General features: G+C 57.9%; 20 protein-coding genes. 13 read left to right on the top strand and 7 right to left on the bottom strand.

What is annotated here, in order from left to right:
* Nucleotides 1-41 precede the first annotated feature (41 nt).
* Nucleotides 42-653, top strand: coding sequence for a diacylglycerol/polyprenol kinase family protein (locus tag FZZ85_RS07305; RefSeq protein ID WP_226413674.1), 612 nt, complete (start codon nucleotides 42-44; stop codon nucleotides 651-653).
* A gap of 16 nt (nucleotides 654-669) precedes the next feature.
* Here FZZ85_RS07305 and FZZ85_RS07300 read toward each other — a convergent pair whose 3' ends face one another.
* Entirely contained in the window at nucleotides 670-1,737 is a 1,068-nt protein-coding gene (locus FZZ85_RS07300; protein ID WP_226413672.1) for a 3-deoxy-7-phosphoheptulonate synthase, read from the bottom strand.
* 96 nt (nucleotides 1,738-1,833) lie between these two features.
* Between FZZ85_RS07300 and acnB the strand changes: the two genes are divergently transcribed.
* The 3 genes from acnB to FZZ85_RS07285 are packed head-to-tail and all read left to right on the top strand — an operon-like array spanning nucleotide 1,834 to nucleotide 7,511.
* Nucleotides 1,834-4,416, top strand: a complete 2,583-nt coding sequence (acnB, locus tag FZZ85_RS07295; RefSeq protein WP_226413670.1) for a bifunctional aconitate hydratase 2/2-methylisocitrate dehydratase — start codon at nucleotides 1,834-1,836, stop codon at nucleotides 4,414-4,416.
* A gap of 18 nt (nucleotides 4,417-4,434) precedes the next feature.
* The gene (locus tag FZZ85_RS07290; RefSeq protein WP_226413668.1) at nucleotides 4,435-5,880 is read left to right on the top strand and encodes a ClC family H(+)/Cl(-) exchange transporter; all 1,446 of its coding nucleotides are present in this window, start codon (nucleotides 4,435-4,437) and stop codon (nucleotides 5,878-5,880) included.
* A 26-nt stretch (nucleotides 5,881-5,906) separates the two neighbouring features.
* Entirely contained in the window at nucleotides 5,907-7,511 is a 1,605-nt protein-coding gene (locus FZZ85_RS07285; RefSeq protein ID WP_226413666.1) for a radical SAM protein, read from the top strand.
* On the opposite strand, the gene FZZ85_RS07280 is transcribed toward FZZ85_RS07285, so the two are convergent.
* Nucleotides 7,498-8,778 (bottom strand): O-antigen ligase, encoded by a 1,281-nt coding sequence (locus FZZ85_RS07280; protein ID WP_226413664.1) that lies wholly within the window; start codon nucleotides 8,776-8,778, stop codon nucleotides 7,498-7,500. The genes FZZ85_RS07285 and FZZ85_RS07280 overlap by 14 nt on opposite strands.
* Nucleotides 8,775-9,629: a formyltetrahydrofolate deformylase gene (purU, locus tag FZZ85_RS07275; RefSeq protein ID WP_226413662.1), complete on the bottom strand. Its 855-nt coding sequence runs from the start codon at nucleotides 9,627-9,629 to the stop codon at nucleotides 8,775-8,777. Before purU ends, FZZ85_RS07280 begins: the two co-directional genes overlap by 4 nt.
* A 74-nt stretch (nucleotides 9,630-9,703) precedes the next feature.
* Between purU and psbQ the strand changes: the two genes are divergently transcribed.
* Both psbQ and FZZ85_RS07265 read left to right on the top strand, forming a co-directional pair.
* Nucleotides 9,704-10,153: a photosystem II protein PsbQ gene (psbQ, locus tag FZZ85_RS07270; protein WP_226413660.1), complete on the top strand. Its 450-nt coding sequence runs from the start codon at nucleotides 9,704-9,706 to the stop codon at nucleotides 10,151-10,153.
* Nucleotides 10,154-10,167: 14 nt separating this feature from the next.
* A complete protein-coding gene (locus tag FZZ85_RS07265; RefSeq protein ID WP_226413658.1) occupies nucleotides 10,168-11,244 on the top strand; it encodes an FAD-dependent oxidoreductase in 1,077 nt (358 codons plus the stop codon).
* 20 nt (nucleotides 11,245-11,264) lie between these two features.
* Here the strand turns inward: FZZ85_RS07265 and dnaK are convergent, their stop codons facing one another.
* Nucleotides 11,265-13,172 (bottom strand): molecular chaperone DnaK, encoded by a 1,908-nt coding sequence (gene dnaK, locus FZZ85_RS07260; RefSeq protein ID WP_226413656.1) that lies wholly within the window; start codon nucleotides 13,170-13,172, stop codon nucleotides 11,265-11,267.
* 116 nt (nucleotides 13,173-13,288) lie between these two features.
* Here dnaK and FZZ85_RS07255 point away from each other — a divergent pair, with 116 nt between their 5' ends.
* From FZZ85_RS07255 to FZZ85_RS07240, 4 genes are all read left to right on the top strand, one after another.
* The gene (locus FZZ85_RS07255; protein WP_226413879.1) at nucleotides 13,289-14,158 is read left to right on the top strand and encodes a shikimate dehydrogenase; all 870 of its coding nucleotides are present in this window, start codon (nucleotides 13,289-13,291) and stop codon (nucleotides 14,156-14,158) included.
* Nucleotides 14,148-14,660 (top strand): Tic20 family protein, encoded by a 513-nt coding sequence (locus FZZ85_RS07250; protein ID WP_226413654.1) that lies wholly within the window; start codon nucleotides 14,148-14,150, stop codon nucleotides 14,658-14,660. The genes FZZ85_RS07255 and FZZ85_RS07250 overlap by 11 nt, the downstream gene beginning before the upstream one ends.
* An 80-nt stretch (nucleotides 14,661-14,740) precedes the next feature.
* Nucleotides 14,741-15,115 (top strand): 30S ribosomal protein S6, encoded by a 375-nt coding sequence (gene rpsF / locus FZZ85_RS07245; protein ID WP_226413652.1) that lies wholly within the window; start codon nucleotides 14,741-14,743, stop codon nucleotides 15,113-15,115.
* A gap of 110 nt (nucleotides 15,116-15,225) precedes the next feature.
* The gene (locus FZZ85_RS07240) at nucleotides 15,226-15,384 is read left to right on the top strand and encodes a hypothetical protein (protein WP_226413650.1); all 159 of its coding nucleotides are present in this window, start codon (nucleotides 15,226-15,228) and stop codon (nucleotides 15,382-15,384) included.
* A 112-nt stretch (nucleotides 15,385-15,496) separates the two neighbouring features.
* Here FZZ85_RS07240 and FZZ85_RS07235 read toward each other — a convergent pair whose 3' ends face one another.
* A complete protein-coding gene (locus FZZ85_RS07235; protein ID WP_226413648.1) occupies nucleotides 15,497-16,708 on the bottom strand; it encodes an argininosuccinate synthase in 1,212 nt (403 codons plus the stop codon).
* Between the two features lie 292 nt (nucleotides 16,709-17,000).
* Between FZZ85_RS07235 and FZZ85_RS07230 the strand changes: the two genes are divergently transcribed.
* From FZZ85_RS07230 to FZZ85_RS07220, 3 genes are all read left to right on the top strand, one after another.
* The gene (locus FZZ85_RS07230; protein ID WP_006850710.1) at nucleotides 17,001-17,270 is read left to right on the top strand and encodes a DUF3134 domain-containing protein; all 270 of its coding nucleotides are present in this window, start codon (nucleotides 17,001-17,003) and stop codon (nucleotides 17,268-17,270) included.
* A gap of 137 nt (nucleotides 17,271-17,407) precedes the next feature.
* Nucleotides 17,408-18,442, top strand: coding sequence for a phospho-N-acetylmuramoyl-pentapeptide-transferase (gene mraY, locus FZZ85_RS07225; protein WP_226413877.1), 1,035 nt, complete (start codon nucleotides 17,408-17,410; stop codon nucleotides 18,440-18,442).
* A 1,139-nt stretch (nucleotides 18,443-19,581) separates the two neighbouring features.
* On the top strand, nucleotides 19,582-20,337 hold the full coding sequence (locus FZZ85_RS07220; RefSeq protein ID WP_226413646.1) for a hypothetical protein: 756 nt from the start codon (nucleotides 19,582-19,584) through the stop codon (nucleotides 20,335-20,337).
* Nucleotides 20,338-20,556: 219 nt separating this feature from the next.
* On the opposite strand, the gene FZZ85_RS07215 is transcribed toward FZZ85_RS07220, so the two are convergent.
* Both FZZ85_RS07215 and FZZ85_RS07210 read right to left on the bottom strand, forming a co-directional pair.
* Nucleotides 20,557-21,588 carry a glycosyltransferase gene (locus FZZ85_RS07215; protein ID WP_226413643.1) on the bottom strand — a complete coding sequence of 344 codons (1,032 nt, stop codon included), beginning with the start codon at nucleotides 21,586-21,588 and terminating at the stop codon, nucleotides 20,557-20,559.
* Between the two features lies 1 nt (nucleotide 21,589).
* Nucleotides 21,590-21,891 (bottom strand): hypothetical protein (locus FZZ85_RS07210; RefSeq protein ID WP_226413641.1); only part of this gene is annotated, 302 nt, incomplete at its 5' end.

Below are 21,891 nucleotides of genomic sequence, written 5' to 3'. Positions count from 1 at the left end.
ACTTGCTTTCCTTCACCGGACCAATCGCCATCCTGATATGGATGGCGATGGTGACAGCAGGCGCTGTGTTGTGTCGTCGCCTTCGGCCGAACCAACGGGAACTGAGCCGAAAGATTGTGCACATCGGAACCGGAGCCGTGGTTCCTTTGGCCTGGTTCTTTCAGATTCCCTTCGTAGTTGCCCTGCCTGTCGCGGCAGTCATCACCCTTATGACGGCGTTGAACCACCAATGGCGCTTCATACCCGCCGTTGAAGATATTGATCGCAACAGCTACGGCACCATTGCCTACGGCATCGCGATCACAATGCTGCTGCTGCTGTTCTGGCCAACCCGAGCCGATGCGGTGTCCGCTGGGGTTCTCGTGATGGCCCTTGGGGATGGCCTTGCAGGGTTGATCGGCCGCAACGTCGAGTCCCTGAAATGGGTTCTTTTTGGTCAGACCAAATCAAGTGTCGGCACGATGACCATGGCTGTTGTCTCAAGCCTGGTGCTGATCGGCCTGGCGCGATGGTCGGGGGCTGACCTGTCCCTCCCGGCAACCCTTGGCATGGTCGCCATCGCAACCGGGCTGGAACAGCTCAGCTGGGGCGGTCTCGACAACCTCAGCGTTCCCCTCAGCGTTGGAGTTCTGTGGAATCAACTGGTGGTCTGAGCCAAGGCGTTGATGCTCAGGCGGTGACCGTCTGTTTGCGACTGGCCACGGCCGCGGCGAGATCATCCAACAAAGCTTCGGTGGTCTCGAGGCTGATGCAGGCATCAGTGACGCTCTGGCCATAGGTCAGCTGCGTTAGGTCGGCGTTCAGTTTCTGGTTGCCTTCCACCAGATGGCTCTCAATCATGACGCCCATCACGTGGTTGGAGCCACCTCGCAACTGCTCGGCAACGCTGGCCAGGACGTCCGCCTGTCGGCGGAAGTCTTTGTTGCTGTTGGCATGGCTGCAATCCACCATCAGACGATCCTGCAGGCCGGCCTTGCGCAACTCGGCTGCGGCCTCCTCCACAGCCTCCAAGTGGTAGTTGCTGCCTTGGCTGCCGCCGCGGAGCACGAGGTGGCCATAGGGATTGCCCGTGGTGCTGACGATCGAGGCATGACCCTCGCGATTGATGCCGAGGAAGTGATGCGGCTTCGCTGCCGCCTGCATGGCATTGATCGCGATGGTGGCGCTGCCATTGGTGCTGTTCTTATAGCCAATCGGCATCGACAGCCCTGAGGCCATTTCGCGGTGGGTCTGACTTTCCGTCGTCCTGGCGCCGATCGCAGTCCAGCTGATCAAATCGGCGATGTACTGCGGAACCACGGGATCGAGCAGTTCCGTTGCAGTAGGCATCCCCTCACGGGAGAGATCCAACAGCAATCCCCGGGCCCGCCGCAGACCGGTATTGATGTCGTAAGAGTTATCGAGGTGAGGGTCGTTGATCAACCCCTTCCAGCCGACCGTGGTGCGCGGCTTCTCGAAGTACACCCGCATCACCACCTCGAGCTGATCCTTCAAGCGCTCGCGGATCGGAGCCAGGCGCTGGGCATACTCCCGGGCAGCTTTGACGTCATGCACGGAGCAGGGACCCACCACCACCAGCAAGCGCTGATCACGGCCACTGAGGGTGTCTTGAATGCGCTGGCGAGCGGATGCCACGGTCTCGAGCGCCGCAGCGTCCATTGGCAGCTCCTGATGCAACACAGCAGGGGCCACCAAGGGACGTGTCTCCACCACATGCAAATCGGAGGTGGTGGCCATGACTGGACGCGAGACTCCGACCAAGGCTACGCACCCCGCTCACTGGCAACAGACACGGTCCGGAAGAATGGTGGTCATCCCTGCACAGAGATCTCAATGCTGAGCGCTTACCGCGAGCTGGCCACCGCCCGGGAAGCCCAGGGCGTTCCCGCTCTTCCGCTCAACGCAGAGCAGACCCAGGGACTGACGGAACTGCTGCAGAACCCTCCCGCCGGCGAGGAGAAATTCCTGCTGCACCTGCTCAGCGAACGGATCCCCCCGGGTGTGGATGAAGCCGCTTATGTGAAGGCCACCTGGCTCAGCGCCGTGGCTCAGGGAGACGCCAAGAGCCCCCTGGTGTCACCACTGGAAGCCACCCGCCTGCTGGGAACGATGGTGGGTGGATACAACGTCGCAGCCCTGATCGAGCTACTGAAGAACTCCGACGCAGCACTGGCTGGCTGTGCTGCTGAGGGACTCGGCCGAACGCTGCTCGTCTATGACGCATTCAACGAAGTAATGGATCTGGCAGCGGACAACCGCTTTGCCAAGCAAGTTGTGGACAGCTGGGCCGCTGCCGAGTGGTTCACCTCCAAACCTGAACTAGCCGAAAGCATCACCGTGACGGTGTTCAAGGTCGAAGGCGAAACCAACACGGACGATCTTTCACCGGCCACCCACGCCACCACCCGGCCGGACATCCCCATCCATGCCCTTGCGATGCTCGAGACCCGGGATCCAGAGGGCCTGAAGACCATCGCGACCCTGAAAGAAAAAGGCCATCCCGTGGCTTACATCGGCGACGTGGTGGGCACCGGCAGCTCGCGCAAGAGCGCCATCAATTCAGTGCTCTGGCACACCGGCAATGACATCCCCCATGTGCCCAACAAACGAGCGGGTGGCGTGATCCTTGGTGGCAAGATCGCCCCGATCTTTTTCAACACCGCTGAAGACTCCGGTGCCCTGCCGATCGAATGCGATGTCACCGAACTGAACACCGGTGATGTGATCACCATTCGCCCCCACGCCGGCACAATCGAACGGGACGGCAGCGTGGTGAGTCGGTTCGACCTGAAACCCACCACGATCAGCGACGAGGTGCGGGCCGGTGGTCGCATCCCCCTGATGATCGGTCGCGCCCTGACCGACAAGGTGCGGGCCAAGCTTGGCCTCACCCCTTCGGATCTGTTCATCCGCCCCTCAGCCCCGGCAGACACCGGTAAGGGCTTCACCCTGGCGCAAAAGATGGTGGGCAAGGCCTGCGGTCTCGCGGGCGTCCGACCCGGCACCAGCTGCGAACCGCTAATGACCACCGTCGGCTCCCAGGACACCACCGGCCCGATGACGCGCGACGAAATGAAGGAACTGGCCTGCCTGGGCTTCTCCTCCGACCTGGTGATGCAGAGCTTCTGCCACACCGCCGCCTATCCGAAGCCGGTGGATCTGCAGACCCAGAACGAACTGCCCGACTTCTTCGCCCAGCGCGGTGGCGTGGCCCTTCGGCCCGGTGACGGCATCATTCACAGCTGGCTGAACCGGATGCTTCTGCCCGACACCGTCGGCACCGGCGGCGATAGCCACACCCGCTTCCCCCTCGGCATTTCTTTCCCAGGCGGCTCTGGGGTTGTGGCCTTTGCGGCCGCCATCGGCGCCATGCCGTTGGATATGCCGGAATCGGTGCTGGTGCGCTTCAGCGGATCCCTGCAACCGGGAGTCACGCTCCGGGATGTGGTGAACGCCATCCCTTGGGTGGCCATTCAACGAGGACTGCTCACCGTTGAAAAGGCCAACAAGAAAAACCTGTTCAATGGCCGGATCATGGAGATCGAAGGTCTGCCCGACCTAAAGCTGGAACAGGCTTTCGAACTCACCGATGCCAGTGCCGAGCGCTCCTGCGCCGGCTGCACAATCAAGCTCTCCGAAGACACGGTGAGCGAATACCTGCGCAGCAACGTGGCGCTACTTAAAAACATGATCGCCCGCGGCTACAGCGACGCCCGCACCCTGGCCCGCCGGATCAAGGAGATGGAGGCCTGGCTTGCGAACCCGCAGCTGATGAGCGCTGACGCTGACGCTGAGTACGCGGAAGTGCTGGAAATCAACCTCGACGAGCTCACCGAACCGGTGGTGGCCTGCCCCAACGACCCCGACAACGTGAAGCTGCTGAGCGAGGTGGCTGGTGACCCTGTGCAGGAGGTGTTCATCGGCTCATGCATGACAAACATCGGCCATTACCGCGCCGCGGCCAAGGTGCTGGAAGGCGCCGGCCAGAACACGGCGCGCCTCTGGGTCTGCCCCCCAACGCGAATGGACGAGGAGACCCTCAAAGAGGAGGGCTACTACGCCACCTTCGAAGCCGCCGGGTCCCGCATGGAGATGCCGGGTTGCTCCCTTTGCATGGGCAACCAGGCCCGCGTGGAGGACAACACCACCGTGTTCTCCACCAGCACCCGCAACTTCAACAACCGCCTGGGCAAAGGTGCTCAGGTGTACCTGGGCAGCGCCGAACTGGCCGCCGTCTGCGCCCAGCTGGGACGCATCCCCACTCCAGACGAATACCGAAGCATTGCGGCCGAAAAGATCGATCCCCTCTCCGACGAGCTCTACCGCTACCTGAACTTCGATCAGATCAGCGGCTTTGAAGACCAGGGGCGGGTGGTCAGTGCTGACGACGAAGCAACCGTTATGGCTCAGGCCTGATCCGGGATCACCTCATCTGTGCCAGCACTAAGCGAACCCAAACAACGACACCACCTCCTGGGCTCCAGCCGGAGCATCAGGAGGATGTTGGAACGCCGCTGGCTGGTGGTGGTTTTGGCTCTGGCGCTCACGGGCCTTGGGGCCGCCATCACCGGTCTGCTCTTCACCAGCGGCATCAACCTGCTGCGGGATTGGCGGCTCGATTTGCTCGATGAGTTTCCAGCCTGGGTGGTACTCCCCGCCCTCGGCGCCCTCGGCGGGATGGTCTCGGCCTGGTTGATTAGCAACCTATCTCCGGCCGCTGGCGGAGCCGGGATCACCCACATCATGGGTTTCCTGCGGCACCGTTCTGTTCCGATGGGGCTTCGGGTGGGCCTGGTAAAACTGGTGGCAGGCATCATTGCGATCGGCTCAGGTTTCCCCCTGGGTCCGGAAGGCCCCGCCGTTCAGATGGGCGGGTCCGTGGCCTGGCAGATGTCCCGCTGGCTGCGGGCACCGGTGGCCTTTCGCCGGGTGATCGTGGCCGCCGGTGGCGGTGCCGGTATTGCCGCAGTGTTCAGCGCTCCGATCGGTGGATTCATCTACGCGATCGAGGAGCTGCTCCACTCCGCCAGGCCCGTGGTGCTGCTGCTGGTGATCATCACCACCTTCTCGGCCGACACCCTGGCGGATGTGCTCGGCTTTCTTGGTCTCAACCCCGGGGGCGGCGGGCTCAACAGCACCATCGGATTTCAACTGGAACGGGAATACACCCCCCTGGTGCGCTTCCTGCCTGTCGATCTGCTGTATCTGGTCGCTCTCGGTGTGGTGATCGGCGTGCTGGCGGAGCTGTACACCCGCTACGTGCTCACCATGCAGCGGCAGGGCAACCGTTGGTTCGGAGACCGACTGATCCTGCGCATGACCTTGAGCGGGCTCGTGCTGGGCTGCGTCTATGCAGCCCTGCCGGATGCCTTCCATAACCCCAGCGAACTGAAGCACCTGATCGGAGCTGGCAAGGCCGACATCAGCCTGGCCCTTGCCAGCTTTGTGATGCTTTTCTTCAGCACCGGTCTGGCGGCGGGCTCGGGAGCTCCAGGGGGACTGTTCATGCCAATGCTAACGCTGGGAGGGGCCATTGGATTGGCCTGTGGTAGTGGCGTTGAGGCCCTCACCGGCCATGTGCCCACCACCTATGTCTTCGCGGGCATGGGCGCCTTCGTTGCCGGCTGTTCCCGCACACCGATCTCGGCGATGTTCCTTGCATTTGCCCTCACCAAGGATCTGCTGATCCTCAAGCCGATCCTGGTGGCCTGCCTCACCAGCTTCGTCATCGCCCGACTATTCCACCCCCACTCGATCTACGAACGTCAGATGGGCATGGAACTCGACTCGGAAGATCGGATGGCGATGAAGCTCAACCGCTACAGACGTCCGTTCACGCCGCCAACCCCGCCATCAGGCCCAACAGGAGGCCCCAGCTGAACCAGGAAACGCTGTTATTTGATCCGGTGACGCCGGAGCCCGGAGCCCTACGCACTGTCCTGGCCTTCCCCAGCACTTACACGGTGGGAATTACCAGCCTTGGTTATCAGATCGTCTGGTCCACCCTGGCGATGCGGTCCGATGTTGACGTGCGCCGTCTGTTCACTGATCAGGGGGATCCACCCCACCGACACTGCGACCTGTTTGGGCTTTCTCTGAGCTGGGAACTCGACGGACCGGTCCTGCTCGATCTGCTGGAGCAGCAGCGAATCCCGATCTGGAGCCACACGCGCACGAACGACCATCCGATCGTGTTTGGTGGCGGACCTGTGCTCACCGCCAATCCAGAGCCCCTTGCACCGTTTTTTGATGTAGTGCTGCTAGGCGATGGCGAAGACCTGCTGCCCGCCTTCATCGATGCTCTCCAGAGCGTGAAGGGCCAACCCCGAGCCGAACAACTGCAGCATCTGGCCCGAGTGCCGGGGATCTATGTGCCGGAGCTCCATGCACCCCGCTATGCAGCGGATGGCACCCTGCTGGGGGTGACACCGGTGGACGCAACCCTGCCGGAGCGGGTGGCCAAACAGACCTGGCGCGGCAATAGCCTCAGCCACTCAACGGTCATCACCCCGGAAGCGGCGTGGCCCGACATCCACATGGTTGAAGTGGTGCGCAGCTGCCCGGAACTGTGCCGCTTCTGCCTGGCCAGCTATCTGACCCTGCCGTTCCGAACACCATCATTGGATGACGGGCTGATCCCAGCGGTGGAGAAAGGCCTTACAGCCACTAAACGCCTCGGTCTGCTGGGGGCATCCGTGACACAGCACCCCCAGTTCAGCGATCTGCTCCAGTGGCTGGCCCAAGACCGCTTCGATGACCTCCGCGTCAGCGTTAGTTCCGTGCGGGCCGCAACGGTCACTCCAGAGCTGGCGGCTGTGTTGGCAGGGCGAGGCAGCAAATCCCTCACCATCGCCATCGAGAGCGGCAGCGAGCGCATGCGCCGCGTGGTCAACAAAAAACTCAGCACTGAGGAAATCGAAGCAGCCGCCCGCCATGCCAAGCAAGGCGGACTGAAGGCCCTCAAGCTCTACGGAATGGTTGGACTCCCCTGCGAAAACAACGACGATGTGGAAAGCACCGCAGCACTGCTGCTGAGCGTTAAGAAAGCCACCCCCGGCCTGCGCTTCACCCTGGGTGTGAGCACATTCGTGCCCAAAGCGCACACCCCGTTCCAATGGCAAGGGGTACGCCCCGAAGCGGAAAAACGCCTGAAGTTGCTGGCGAAACGTCTCAAACCCAAAGGCATTGATCTGCGCCCGGAAAGCTATGGCTGGAGCGTGATTCAGGCCCTGCTGTCTCGGAGCGACCGGCGCCTGGCCCCCGTAATCGCAGCGGTGCGCGGCTCGCAGGAAAGCCTGGGGGGTTGGAAGAAGGCCTACAGAGCCGCCCTGGCTGGTGAACTCCCTGAAGCCCGCAGCGCGGGAGTGGTCTTGCCACTGCCTCCCAGTTGGGAAAGCGTGGTGCACGACCAATGGGCCTCTGACACGGTCTTGCCCTGGGGCCATCTCGATGGCCCCTTGAGCCAGGAGAAGCTGCAGGAGCACCACCAACAGGCCCTCAGCCTGGGCTGACCGCTGGCGTCTCAGTTTGCCGAATCCGACTGCGCAGTCCGGCTATCAGAATCCAACCGGCAATGTTCAAGCGGCTGTCAAAGAAAGGCATGTCGGTGCCGTGAAGCACCACCAGAACAAGCACCGCAGCCCACCAGGCGCGATCAAACAAACCCATGCGGCTGCAGCGCAAGGAGACGATCATCAACGCCAGCACCAGAACCACCAGCGCAAGCGCCGCCGGCACCCCACTGCTGACCGCCAGCTCCAACGGCAGGTTGTGGGAATGGCCATGCCATTTGTCCGTGCGCAAGAGGTACAGCACGGAAAAAGCCGCAGCACCCCAGCCCAGCCATGGCCGTTCAGTGATCAACTGCAAAGCAAAACCCCACTGACTGAGACGAGTGGAAGCCAGGGCACGCTCCCCGGCATAGCGGCTGTCACTGAGCCGTGACCAGACCGACTCGGGAACCAACGCCCGAGCGGGGTCCTGGAGAAGCTCCGGGACACCGGGCAACACCGCCAGCAGAACAGGGATCAATCCAAGGGCCAACAGAGGCAGCAACCAGGGCCAACTCACCGGCCCAAGCACCAGGGGCACCACCAGCACCAACGCGCCCCAACCGTTGCGGGACTCCGTAAGCACGAGAGCCGTCACCAAAGCGACAGCCAGGATCAGCACCACACTCCGACGACGGCGATCGAGTCCGGGTTGCACCAGGGCCGCCAGCATCAACGGCCATACCAGCGCCAACCAGGCCGCGGCGATGTTGGCGTAATCGAACAGACCCGACAGCCGGCCCTCCGGCTCGCCTCCAGGAGCCATGAACCAGATCACCAGGCCACCCAGGGACTGCCAGGGCCCCTGCCAACCCAACCACAACTGACCCAAACCAGTCACCACCACAGGCACGGTGCCCGCCACCATCCAAAGCGCCGCACGGCGGCGTGCCCCAGCCTCCGCCACATAGGGCTGGAACCCCCAGAACCCCCAAAAGAAAGGCAGCCAATTGGCCAGACCTGCCCAAGCCAGATCAGCACGCAAGGCGCTGAAACAGCCGAGCAACATGAGCCCGCCAGCCACCAGGAGCGGCCAGTTCCAGCGGTCACGCCAGTAGGCGCATTCACGACGGAGGCTGCCCAGGACCAAGGCCGGCACAAATAGCAAGCTGGCCAGCAACACTGACGAGGGAAGCAACAGCAGTCCGAGCTGAAACAGGCACCAACCCCAAGGGGAAGAGGCGGCCGGACACTCGCCCCTCAGCCATGCGTACAGACCTACCGTCATGCAAACACGGCCGTACGTCCGCGATACACCATCACCTGACGGCGCAGATGCAGACGAAGGGCCCGCGCCAAGGCAAGGCGTTCTGTGTCACGGCCCTTACGGATCAAATCCTCCACCTCGTCCCGGTGGCTGACGGGAACGGTGGTTTGCTCAATGATCGGTCCGTCATCCAGATCTTCAGTGACGTAGTGGGCTGTAGCGCCGATGAGCTTGACCCCACGGTCCCAGGCGCGGTGGTACGGCTGGGCGCCCTTGAACGCTGGCAGAAACGAATGGTGAATGTTGATCACCTGGGGGAAGCGCTCGAGGAAATCACTACTCAACACCTGCATGTATTTGGCCAGAACCGCAAGTTCAACCTTGTTCTCCTCAAGCAGCTGCAGCATCCGCTGCTCCGCTTCCGCCTTGGTGTCCCGGCTGACGGGAACACAAACAAAGGGAACCTCAAACGACGCACACAGGGGTTCCAAATCCGGATGGTTGGCGATGACCAGGGGAACCTGCATCGGCAGCTCCCCGCTTTGAACCCGCCAGAGCAAGTCCTGCAGGGAGTGGCTCTGCTTGCTGGCGAAAATCGCCACGCGGGGCAAGTCGTCTGAGAAGTGGAGCTGCGCCTCCCCACCAAGCCGCTGTCCCAGAGCCTGAGCTGCTTCAGGAAGCACATCCCGGGGTATGCCGAATCCCTGGAACTGCCACTCAATCCTGCTGAGAAACAACCCAGCTCCCGCGTCCGTGTGGTGATCGGCATGACGAATGCTGCCGCCGTTGGCTGCTACCCAACCCGCCAATTCGCTGACCAGGCCCGGCCGATCGGGGCAGATCATCTGGAGGATGACCGTGGCGTCACTCACAACAACGCTTTGAAAAACAAAATTCTCCCGCGCAGGAGGTGCTGGTTAAAGTCGCAGGGAAATTTTCAATCACCATGCTGAAGGCTCTGAGCCGCCTTGCCGCGTTCTGCCTCTGCGTCGCTTTGAGCCTGGGTCTGATGGCCCCGGCTGCTGTCAATGCTGCCGGAATCAGTCCTAACGATCTGGGCGTGATCCGCCGCCAAGCCGCAGCATTTGATGACGCAAAATCCCGTCTCCCTGATCTGGCCCGGCTGGTGAGTGAAAAGGATTGGGTCTTCACTCGCAACCTTCTGCATGGCCCCATGCAGGAAGTGAGCCGGGAAATGCTCTACATCAATCAGCGCCTTGACAAGAGCGAGCGCAAAGAGGCCACCAAGGTGGCCCGCTCCTTGAAAGAAGCTCTGGCTGATCTGGATGAAGCGGCACGCCTGCAGGACTTCAGCCGCATGCAGAAGTCCTACAGCGCGGTAGCTGCCGGATTCGATGCTTACAGCGATCTGATCCCTGCTGAGGCCTTCAGCTGAGCCGCTCCGTTGGAGTGATTGGTGCCGGGGCCATCGGCCTCGGCACCGCCTGGCATCTAGCCCAGCAAGGGCATGCTGTTTCTGTTTACGACCCTCGCCTGAACAAGCCCGTTCATCGCCAGGGATCAGCAAACGATTTGAGTGGAACATCGGCATCCCTCGGAGTGCTGATGGGACACATCTTTCGCCGCAGCAGCGGACGGGGCTGGAGGCTGCGCCGCCGGAGCATGGAGCTCTGGCCCCAGTGGATCGAAACGCTTCAGGCTCACCAGCCTGATCTCAAGCTCCACCAAGGCCTACTGCAAATCGCCGAGGATGAACGAGCGGCTGGGCGGATGGAGTCGCTGGCCGCACAACGTGTTGACCTGGGACTGCACATGGTGTCCAACACCGACCTAGCAGCGGTCTGGCCGACGGCCAACCACGGTGGCCTCTACTCGCGTCACGACGGTCGGGTGGATCCACTGCTGCTGCAACTGGCCCTGCGGCAGGCGCTAGCAGAGCAAAGTGTGGCGCTGAATGCCACGGCGGTAGTCCGTCTGGAGCGCAACGACAACTACTGGCATGTGCATCGAGCCGACGGAGACAACTCCGTTCACGACCTTGTGATCATCTCCACAGCACTGTGCTCGGATGCCTTACTGAAACCCCTGGGCCATGCCCGAGCGATGACAGCGGTGTTGGGCCAAGCCCTGTCACTCCAATTAACAACTGGTCCGAAGGCGTGGAGCAACTGGCCCTCGGTGCTGGTGGATCAGGGCTTCAACCTGATTCCCACCGCACCCGGACGGTTACTGCTCGGAGCCACCGTGGAACCGGGCAATCGCGCTTCAGAGGATCCTCTGACCCTGATGCGCAGCCTGAATGAGCGGGCACCGGAATGGCTGAGCTCAGCCACGGTGGTTGGCCATTGGAGCGGACTGCGAGCCCGGCCCGTGGATCGACCGGCCCCTCTGCTGGAGGAGCTGCAACCTGGGTTGATCCTTGCTAGTGGGCACTACCGCAACGGCGTTTTGCTCACGCCTGGCACCGCAGAGTGGGTCGCCGCTGCCGTTCAACAGGAAGAAAAAAAGGGCCCCAGAGGGCCCTAACGGGTTGGTGGTTCAACCGATCACTTGGTCTCGGTGAACTCTGCATCGATGACATCGTCGCTGGCGTCGCCACCACCGGAGTTGGCACCAGCACCGGCATCAGCGCCTGACGCACCAGCTGCAGCCCCTTCCTGCTGGTAGACGGAAGCACCCACGGTGTAGAGCTCCTGCTGCAATTCCTCCAGCAGAGTCTTCATCGCGTCGTAATCGTCCTTCTCGGTTGCTTCCTTGAGCTTGAGGCGCTTCTCCTCCAGCTTCGCCTTGGCGTCGGCATCAACTTTGTCGCCCAGTTCGCCCATCTGCTTTTCAGCCTGATAGACGAGGGTTTCGGCCTGATTCTTGAGGTCGATTTTCTCGCGCTTCTCCTTGTCAGCGCTGGCGTTGGCCTCGGCGTCCTTGACCATCTTGTCGACCTCGGAATCCGAGAGGGTCGACGCACCAGTGATCGAGATGGACTGCTCCTTGCCGCTGCCCTTGTCCTTGGCGGTGACGCTAAGGATGCCGTTGGCATCGATGTCGAAGGTCACTTCGATCTGAGGCACGCCCCGAGGAGCAGGAGGAATGCCATCGAGGCGGAAGGTTCCGAGCGACTTGTTGTCGGATGCCATCTCGCGCTCGCCCTGGAGCACGTGAATTTCCACATTGGTCTGACCATCCACAGCCGTGGAATAGGTCTCAGTCTTTTTGGTGGGAACCGTGGTGTTGCGGGTGATCATCTTGGTCATCACACCGCCGAGGGTCTCCACACCCAGGGAGAGAGGCGTGACGTCGAGCAGGAGGATGTCCTTAACCTCGCCGGCCAGCACACCGCCCTGAATGGCAGCACCGACAGCCACCACCTCATCGGGGTTCACCGTCTGGTTGGGGTCTTTGCCAGTGATGCGCTTGACCAGCTCAAGCACAGCCGGGATGCGGGTGGAACCACCCACCATCACGATCTCGTCCAGCTCGCCGGAGGACAACTTGGCGTCCTTGAGCGCCTGCTCCACAGGCATCGCACAGCGGTCGATCAGCTTGGAAGCCAGTTCCTCGAACTTGGCGCGGGTGAGGGTGAGGTCCAGGTGCTTGGGACCCTCGGGCGTGGCCGTGATGAACGGCAGGTTGATCTCGCTCTGAGTGGCGTTGGACAGCTCAACCTTCGCTTTTTCAGCGGCTTCGGTGAGGCGTTGCAGGGCCTGCTTGTCCTGACGTAGATCGATGCCTTCGTTGGATTTGAAGGTCTCGGCCAGGTGATCAACGATCACTTTGTCGAAGTCGTCACCGCCGAGGTGCGTGTCACCAGCGGTGGACAACACCTCAAACACGCCGTCGCCAACTTCCAGAACGGAGACGTCGAAGGTGCCACCGCCCAGGTCGAAGACCAGGATGCGCTCGTTGCTCTTCTTGTCGAGGCCGTAGGCCAGAGCCGCGGCGGTCGGCTCGTTGATGATGCGCAGCACCTCAAGGCCAGCGATCTTGCCGGCATCCTTGGTGGCCTGGCGCTGGGAGTCGTTGAAGTAGGCCGGAACGGTGATCACCGCTTGGCTGACGGTTTCACCGAGGTATTTACCGGCGTCCTCAGCCAGTTTGCGCAGCACCTGGGCGGAAACCTCCTCGGGCGCAAATTGCTTGTCGAGGACAGGGCACTTCACCTTCACGTTGGAGCCGGCCTTTTCAACGCCGTAGCTCACCTCTTTCGACTCCTCATTCACCTCATCAACCCGACGGCCGATGAAACGCTTGACGGAATAAAAGGTGTTGTCTGGATTCATCACCGCCTGACGTTTGGCGATCTGACCCACCAGCTGATCCTGGTTCTTGGTGTAAGCAACCACGGAGGGCGTGGTGCGGAAGCCCTCGGCGTTCGCGATCACGGTGGGCTTACCGCCCTCCATCACGGAAACACAGCTATTCGTAGTGCCAAGGTCAATGCCGACAACCTTGCCCATCGGTGCCCACCTCCAGAAATGGTGATTTGAATGGCCACATCCTCCACAGCAGACCCTCTGACAGGCGAGGTGTGGTTCCCGAACAGGCAGGCTGGTGGAGCGATCCAGCCCTGGCAATGATCAACGGCGGCACCAGCCTTGTGGGCCTGCTTGGCAATCCAGTGCGCCACTCGCTTTCGCCGGTGATGCAGAACGCCGCCCTCGAAAGCATGGGGCTCAACTGGCGCTATCTGGCCCTGCCCTGCGAAAGCGAAAGTCTTGATCAGGTGTTGAACGGTCTCAGGGCCGTTGGCTGCCAGGGCCTCAACGTCACCATCCCGCACAAACAAGCCATCGCCGAGCTCTGCGAGGAGCTGAGCCCGCTGGCGAAACGGCTCGGTGCCGTCAACACCCTGATCCCAGGAACAGGCGGTGGCTGGTTCGGCACCAACACCGACGTGGAGGGCTTTCTGGCACCCCTCGGTGCCAACGACGCCTGGGCAAGACGCCATGCCGTGGTGATCGGCTGCGGCGGATCAGCTCGAGCAGTAGTGGCCGGTCTGCAGACCCTGGACCTCAGCAGCATCACCGTTGTGGGACGGCGAAGCGAGGCACTGCAAGGCTTCATCACTGATCTGCAGCAGGGCCACGCCCCCCTGACGGCCTGTCTCGACAACACTGTTCAGCTCAACGCGAGCGTGGCTCAAGCGGCTCTCGTGGTGAACACCACCCCGGTGGGCATGGCACAGCACGATGACCCCAGGGCGATGCCGTTGGGGGCAGAACTCTGGTCAGGCCTGAACGGAGAGGCGGTGTTGTACGACCTGATCTACACCCCACGGCCCACCAGCTGGCTCGCCGCTGGGCAACAACGGGGCCATCGCTGCATCGATGGCCTTGAGATGCTGGTGCAGCAGGGCGCTGCCTCGCTGCGGCTCTGGAGTGGTCGCAATGAAGTTCCTGTCGAGGCGATGCGAAGCGCCGCCGCGACTGCTCTTGCGGCCTAAGGTCCCAACAATCCCAAGCTCCACCGTGCAGATTCCCCTCTGGCAGCGTCTGCTTGCACCGCTGGTGTACCTGCTCCCCTGGAGTGATGCCATTCCGTTTGGCCTCGGGGCTGACGGCGTGTTCAACCAGATCCCATTGCTGAGGCTGCTGATCGTTCCAGCGGTACCGCTGATTCAATTGGATCGAGGAGTTCCCTTCGGTGGCCTGCTGCTCTTCTTTGTGTTGTTTCTGGCGGTGGTGCGCAATCCAGCCGTTCCTTACTTCTTGCGCTTCAACACGCTCCAGGCCCTGCTCACCGACATCGTGATCGTTGTGCTCAGCTTCGCGTTTGGCATCCTGCTGCAACCGATTGCTGGGGGCAGCCTGCTGCTGGGCACCCTGTCCAGCACGATCGTGGTGGCGGTGCTGGCGATCCTTCTGTTCGCCCTGGTGGAGTGCTGGCGCGGGCGCGAACCTGATCTGCCCGGCATCAGCCAGGCCGTACGCATGCAGCTCTACTGAAAGTGTGGGGACACGCCAGGGGATAAGGTGTTGGATCCGTCGCTCACTCCGGTGAGCCTGATGCCCCTTAGGTGCTGGCCATGACGCACGATCCGTATTACGAAACCATGTACATCCTTCGTCCGGACATTCCGGAGGAGGAAGTTGAAAGCCATCTCACCAAGTACCGCGACATGCTCGTGGAAACTGGTGCCGACGTTCTGGACAACCAGATGCGTGGCAAGCGCCGTCTGGCTTACCCGATTGCCAAGCACAAGGAAGGCATTTACGTGCAACTGAGCCACAACGGCGATGGCCAGCAAGTTGCTGTTCTCGAGAAGGCGATGCGTCTCAGTGAAGACGTGATCCGCTATCTGACCGTGAAGCAGGAAGGCCCCCTTCCCGCACCTCGGGTAATGCCGGGCAGCGAAGCTGCTCAACAGCAACAAGCCGAAACCGCTGCATCAGCTGACTGATCAGCATTGTTGGATTCGTGGGTGGGCGATACCGTCCACCCATTGATTCGAAACACGACCAACCTCAGCCAACCGAACCTGTTTGGAACGAGCGTCATGGCGACGCTGAAGTGATTCGATTGCTGAAAAAAAGAATTTCAGAGCTCGAGGGCGAGATCAAGGTCCATAACGAGCTTCTAGCCGAACTACCGGACATTTTTGAACGCCGCTTCCAACAGCGGCTTGAGCCCTTGATGGAGCGTTATCAACTGCTGGCTGAACAATGTTGATCAAGAACAGAGCGAGCGGTCTCAGCCGACCCTGCCTGGAAGCTCAGAACCGGACAACGTTGTGCGTTTTCCAGACCTGAGACTTCCCAAGTTCCTGCAGAAACTGCAGCTCTCAACTTGAACGGCGCTGGGATGCTGACCACAGTCGGGTTGGCAGACCCCAGACGTAAATAAAGCCCTCTGCAGCGCGGTGATCGAACTGATCCTCACTGCCGTAGGAGGCCATTTCGGGGACGTACAGGCTGCTGTCTGCTGAGCCGCGTCCAGTGACCATGGCCGTTCCTTTGTGCAGACGGAGGCGAACGACACCATTGACGGTGGTCTGGGTGCGGTCCATGAAGCCGTCCAAAGCATTTTTGAGAGGGCCAAACCAAAGCCCCTGGTAGATGAGGTCAGCCCACTGCATTTCCAATTGCCGCTTGCTGCGCAGCACATCGGCAGCCAGGGTCAGGCTTTCCAATTCCTGGTGGGCCTGGATCAGCAGCAATAGCCCGGGCGTTTCGTAGATCTCCCGGGATTTGATGCCTACCACCCGGTTCTCGATCATGTCGAGGCGGCCAATGCCATGGGTGCCCGCTAGACGATTGGCTTCACGGATCAAAGCCACGGGGTCCAGCTGCTGACCGTTGATTGCCACAGGATTTCCTGCTTCAAAAGCAATCTCGATCTCTTCGGAGAGATCCGGAGCAGCCTCCACCGATCGCGTCATCGCAAACACCTCCTCCGGCGGGGCCACCATCGGGTCTTCGAGGGGTCCTGCCTCGATGCTGCGGCCCAGCAGATTGAGGTCGATCGAGTAAGGCGACTTCTTGCTCACCGGTGCGGGCAGACCACAGCGTTCGCCGTAGGCGATGGTCTCCTCACGGCTCATGCCCCACTCACGGGCTGGGGTGAGCACCTTGAGATCCGGTGCCAAAGCAGCGATGGCCACATCAAAACGCACCTGATCGTTGCCCTTGCCTGTGCATCCATGGGCGACAGCATCGGCGCCCACTTCCCGGGCCACCTCGACTAGGCGCTTGGCTATCAGAGGCCTCGCCAGAGCCGTGGAGAGGGGGTAACGGCCTTCATAGAGGGCGTTGGCACGAATCGCCGGAAAGGCGAAATCCTTAATGAAGGGCTCGATCAGATCTCCCACCAGCGACTGACTGGCACCGGCATCTAGCGCTTTCTGACGAATCGGCTCCAGTTCATCGCCCTGGCCGAGATCAGCGGCAAATGTGATCACATCCTCCACACCCCATTCCTGCTTGAGGTAAGGGATGCAGACACTGGTATCAACTCCCCCGGAATAGGCGAGTACCACCTTCTTGGCGCGGCCCATCAATGGGTCTCCTGATCACAATCGTCTGATTCTCTCGTCTCGCCGGCCGCCACCTTTGAGGAAGCCACAAGCAACCATCCAGCCAACGCCAGAGCCGGGGAAAAGACCAGCAGCAGCGCCAGCGCCCAAGAGGTCTGCAACGGTTCAGGCCGCTGCAAACCCCACCAATGCAGGCCAGCACTGATGATCAGGGCCAGGCTCCACAGAAAAACGAGCAGCGCAGGTTTGTTCAGGGGTAGGCCAAAAACAGCACGTGGTTTATCTTGGTTGATTGGCCCGCGTCCCTCCCTGCATGAGCGCTCTGGTTGATTTAAACGCCCTGGACAGCGTCAACCCGTCCCTCACCCGCTATGGGCGCCGCGACCCTGCGCCCGTGCTGCCCCTGCGTGAGGAGCCCGACCTCCTGTCCTGGCTCGAAACCAGCGGTCGTCTCGTTGCTGACGAAGAATCCGGATCACCTGAAGTGAGCACCGTCGAAGAGGAAGAACTCTCTGCGCTCATGGGTGAGAAAGAGGATTACAACAAGGATGACGAGCAAAACGAGGAGCAGTGGGAGGACTGACGTCCCCCAAGCACTGACTGGTCGACCCTGAGCGACTCACCTAGGGTCCCAGCGACCAGTCCAGTGCCGCTTTGCAATCCACGGATTCAAACCACCGTCCTTGGTGGGAGAACGGCTCATTGAGTGCCAGCTTGCTGATGCTGGTGGTCTTGATGACCAGCTTTGCAGCCGACAAATGGATCACCAATGCGCAACTGAGCCTGCCGCTCTTGATTTCAGCGGTCTGCGCTACAGCGACTGCGGCCTTGGGCATTCCCCTTCTGCGTCGCTTGAAGATGGGGCAGTTCATCCGTAAGGAAGGCCCCAAAGCCCATCAGAGCAAAGCGGGAACCCCAACTATGGGGGGCCTTCTGGTGGTTCCCGTCGGGGTCATTCTCGGGAGCTTGATCACGCGGGACGCCGTGGCGTCGCAACAACTGCTCAGCCTGGCAGGACTCACCTTGGCGTTCATGCTGATCGGCGGCATCGATGATTGGAGCAGCCTCACCAAACACACCAATAGAGGCCTGACGGCACAAGGGAAATTGATGCTGCAAGCCATGGCGGCCGCAGCCTTTCTTGCAATCGCTGCCTGGCAGGGCTGGATCAGCAGCGGCATTGCTTTGCCCTATGGCCTTGAACTGCCGTTGGGACTGCTGATCTGGCCGCTTGGGTTGTTTGTCGTTCTAGCGGAGAGCAACGCCACCAACCTCACCGACGGCCTGGATGGCTTGGCCAGCGGCTGCGGAGCACTGGTTTTTACGGGTCTGGCACTTCAACTGATGCTGCGAGGGGACAACGGAGATCCCGCCTTGGCTGGCTTCTGCATGGCCATGGCCGGGGCATGGCTTGGGTTTCTCGTCCACAACCGAAACCCGGCTCGGGCCTTCATGGGCGACACGGGATCCCTAGCAATGGGGGCCGCTCTCAGCGGTGTGGCCCTGTTGTCCAACAGCCTCTGGCCGCTGCTGGTGATGGGAGGCATCTTCGTAGCGGAATCCCTCTCCGTGATCATCCAGGTTTGGGTGTTTAAGGCCACGAAAGGCCCTGATGGGCAAGGGCGACGCGTGTTCCGCATGGCGCCACTCCATCACCATTTTGAGCTGGGGGGCACCGATGAACGAAGCGTGGTGCCTGCGTTCTGGCTTGTCACAGCAGGGCTTGTGCTTCTCGGACTGGTACTGCGTCCCTGATCTTTGATCCATTCCTGAAGACAATCGTTTGAAGCAATCTCAAGGATGCAGTGATTCAAATCGCCAATAAGATTGAACTTGGTTTCGTACCACACGAAGCCAATATCTTCCGAGAAAGATTGAACCTGACGCAGGAAATATGACCGACGTTTTCACATTTTGGATTGACCGCAACCAGGTGCATTGAATGAAGGGAGGCCTGAACGACACACCTGGTATCCACGGGATTTTTTATGTTCAGAACGAAAGCTTTATTCCGCTCATATCCCTTAAAGTCATGTTTTAAGGCAGCAGGGCAGGATGACCTACTTCACCTGGCACGAAGTGGGTTAAGGCTATAGCTTGTGTTTACAGGATTCAGAACCTGCCATACACACAGCATTGACACACGCAAGCGCCGAGCGATGCCAACCATTGTTGAAAAACAAGAGGTACTAAACGGCCGCGACCAAGTGATCAGATATGGCTCTGGAACATCAGCCGGCTCGTACTTCTACAAAGAAAAGATCCCAGGAGAACGTCGATAAAAAACTCGCCAAATCCCAGGTGCAACAACCATTGAAGAAGCCAGGCAGATGGGCTGGGTCGCCTTCATGTGGCAAGACGAGTACACCCATGAACGTAAATGTATTGCAGCAGCAGAATCACAAAACCAATCACTAATATCGACGACGTAGTTGAGATCTACTTGAAATCAGGTTGTGCTCGGATACGGCTTAAGAAGCGGAGAATCCTTAAATCAATGCCTGAGGAGAATTCACTAACTTGAGGGACAACGAAAGTAAGGATTAAGCGAAAGAAAGGACAAGTCAAACAAAGGCAACTATCATGATAGCCTGCAAAAGATTAAGCCAGTGAAATGCCAAAACTTATTTTACATATTGGAACCGAAAAGACAGGCTCGACTGCGCTACAGAACTATTTGGCGCACAATAAAGATAGACTTCTAGAAACAAATTTCTTTATCCCTACTTTTCTTGGAACGATAGATCATAGGTGGCTTCCCGTAATTATGTACCCTTCAGATCGCAGGGATGATCTTACCAACTCTTGTATAAAGAGTTGCTGACAAGAAAATTGAATTCTCCAGCCAAGTATTAAAACACAAAAAACAAACCTAGATAATCAGCAGCGAGCACTTGCAGGCAAGACTACGGACAAATAAAGAGGTAGAAGAATTGAAAAACTTTTTACTCGAACATTTCGAAGAAGTAAATGTTATTTGCTACATGAGGAAACCAATTGAAGCTGTTATCTCTTTGTGGAGCACTGCTGCGAGACCAGGCCATTGCTGGGAAACACTCCCATTACCAGGCTCACATATCGATAGGCTATGCAACCACAGGAATACGGATCAAATATGGTCAGGATCATTTGGGACGCGGTTTAATGCAAGACTTTATACAAAATCAGATCTTCTCAAAGGGAACATTATTGACGACTTTTGCAATTATGCAGGCATCGACCCATCAGGACTTAAGTCACCATCTGAAATGCACAACACCTCCTTGAGCGAAGCAGCTATTAAAACAATATCTTTTATAAATAAATACACAATTTTAGCCTTGAGAAGTCAACTACAAGATGCAGATCGGCAAACGCTGATCAGAGACGTAGAAGATGCTTTTTCATCACTACCTAGGATTACACCTACACATGAAGAAGAGAAAGCATACTACGAGAATTACAAGAAATCAGACGATTACATTACGAAGAAGCACTTCCCTGATAGGACAGAACTCTGGCCTGCCCCTCAAAAACTAGAAGAGGAAAATGCAGGAAGAAACATGAGAATAGAGCAATGCACTTACGAGCAGTTTGCGAAATTGCTCATAGGAACGAAGCTGAAAGAAAAATATAGACAAATAGAATTAGAGCAAAAATATATTCGTTGAAGAACGAAATAAACGCAATCAAATCCACAAAATCATATCGTTTATCTAGGTTATTAACAATAATCAGACAAAAGCTAACTAACTACTTTTAGAAATAAAAATCAAAATCGATTATGCCTGCTGAGAGAGGGAAATGCTATCACTCCAGTAGATACACAAGCGGTTGTTCATGACAGAGATCCTTCTATTTCACCCCTCGAGGGTACAGAAAGAACTAGATCAGAGTCTATTGCTTGAACTAGTTTCGATAATTCGCCCCCGAAGATCCTTTGAATTTACAATCCAATGATATGCAATGAACATCAATTCCTGAATTGCATCATTCTTCTTTTCAAGAGAATTTTTTATTTCTTGATAATTGTTGAAGCTGCTAATTTTATTTGCAAGTTTCGGTTGGTTGGTTTTTAGTTGACTTTCAAATACTCTTGCTTGTTCGACAAAAGTGCCCCAAGAGGTAGAGCAATACCGCTTAATCCTTAGCCCAATGATGCAATAAGGCAATTGATGAGTGTCTCTAGAAAGTAAAAGGACGTTTTTGTCTGAAATTCCGCCGGTGCCTATATGACAAAACAAGCGTTCTCTTAGGTCTTTGCCAAACATATTCTGCATCGCAAATTTAAAGTCATTTTGTAACGTCCTTCGAAAGTATTCATCTCCTATGCATTTTAGTGTTGACGTGGATGAGCTACCATCTATTCCACATCCAGACAAGATGTATATTTTGGAAAAGCATTGAAGCAAGTAGTCGTCCCCAAAGAAAATTTTGATTTCGTCGGGAATTATTTTGTACCGTGATCTTTTCATCATTAGAAAGTGACCACATGAATACAGTTCAGAATCCCATATCACTGGTATTTTTTTACTACAATCATGATATCTTCTAATGTTTAAATTAGTCGAATTATCCATGATTTGGGCGCAAACAATTAACTCATCACTCCATTCAATAGAAACAAGATACTCAAATACTTCTTTGTGCACTACTACATCATCATTGATTATTGCCAGATACTCTGAAGAAGCCAGTTTTGCTCCAATATTCCAAGCATTGTTGACAAAAATATTTGAATATTGCGGGACATGAATTACTCGTGGATTTTTGATTTTGGAAAGAGCTTTAGACTGAGGCGTGTTGATATTGTTATCAATTATTATTATGCGTGAAATGCAATGACAGGACAAATATACTCCTATATATTTAGACAAGAAGTCAGGGCATGCGTGTATAGTTGGAATAACAATATCTATCATACTAAGTATTTATAATTAGATAATCATACGCGTAGAGCTTTTTCAAAATACTGATGCTGTGGGCTGTCAATATGTCAGAATCTTGCATAAATTTTTTGGAGACTATGCTTTTGTTTAAATGCGGCATCGCCTTCGAATTAAATTTATGATCAGAATTAAATAACATAGCTTTTAAATACTGCTCCGTTAATTTATGCCCTCTGTTGTCCAAGTTAAATAAGTCATACCTGACCCCAGGGTATAGAAAATTTTTTTGAGGTAAAAAATGATTATCCATCCACCCCTCTTTCATATACATACTAG

The sequence above is a fragment of the Synechococcus sp. MU1642 genome (genome assembly GCF_020514115.1).
GTDB lineage: Bacteria > Cyanobacteriota > Cyanobacteriia > PCC-6307 > Cyanobiaceae > Parasynechococcus.
This window is presented reverse-complemented; position numbering and strand designations above follow the sequence as displayed.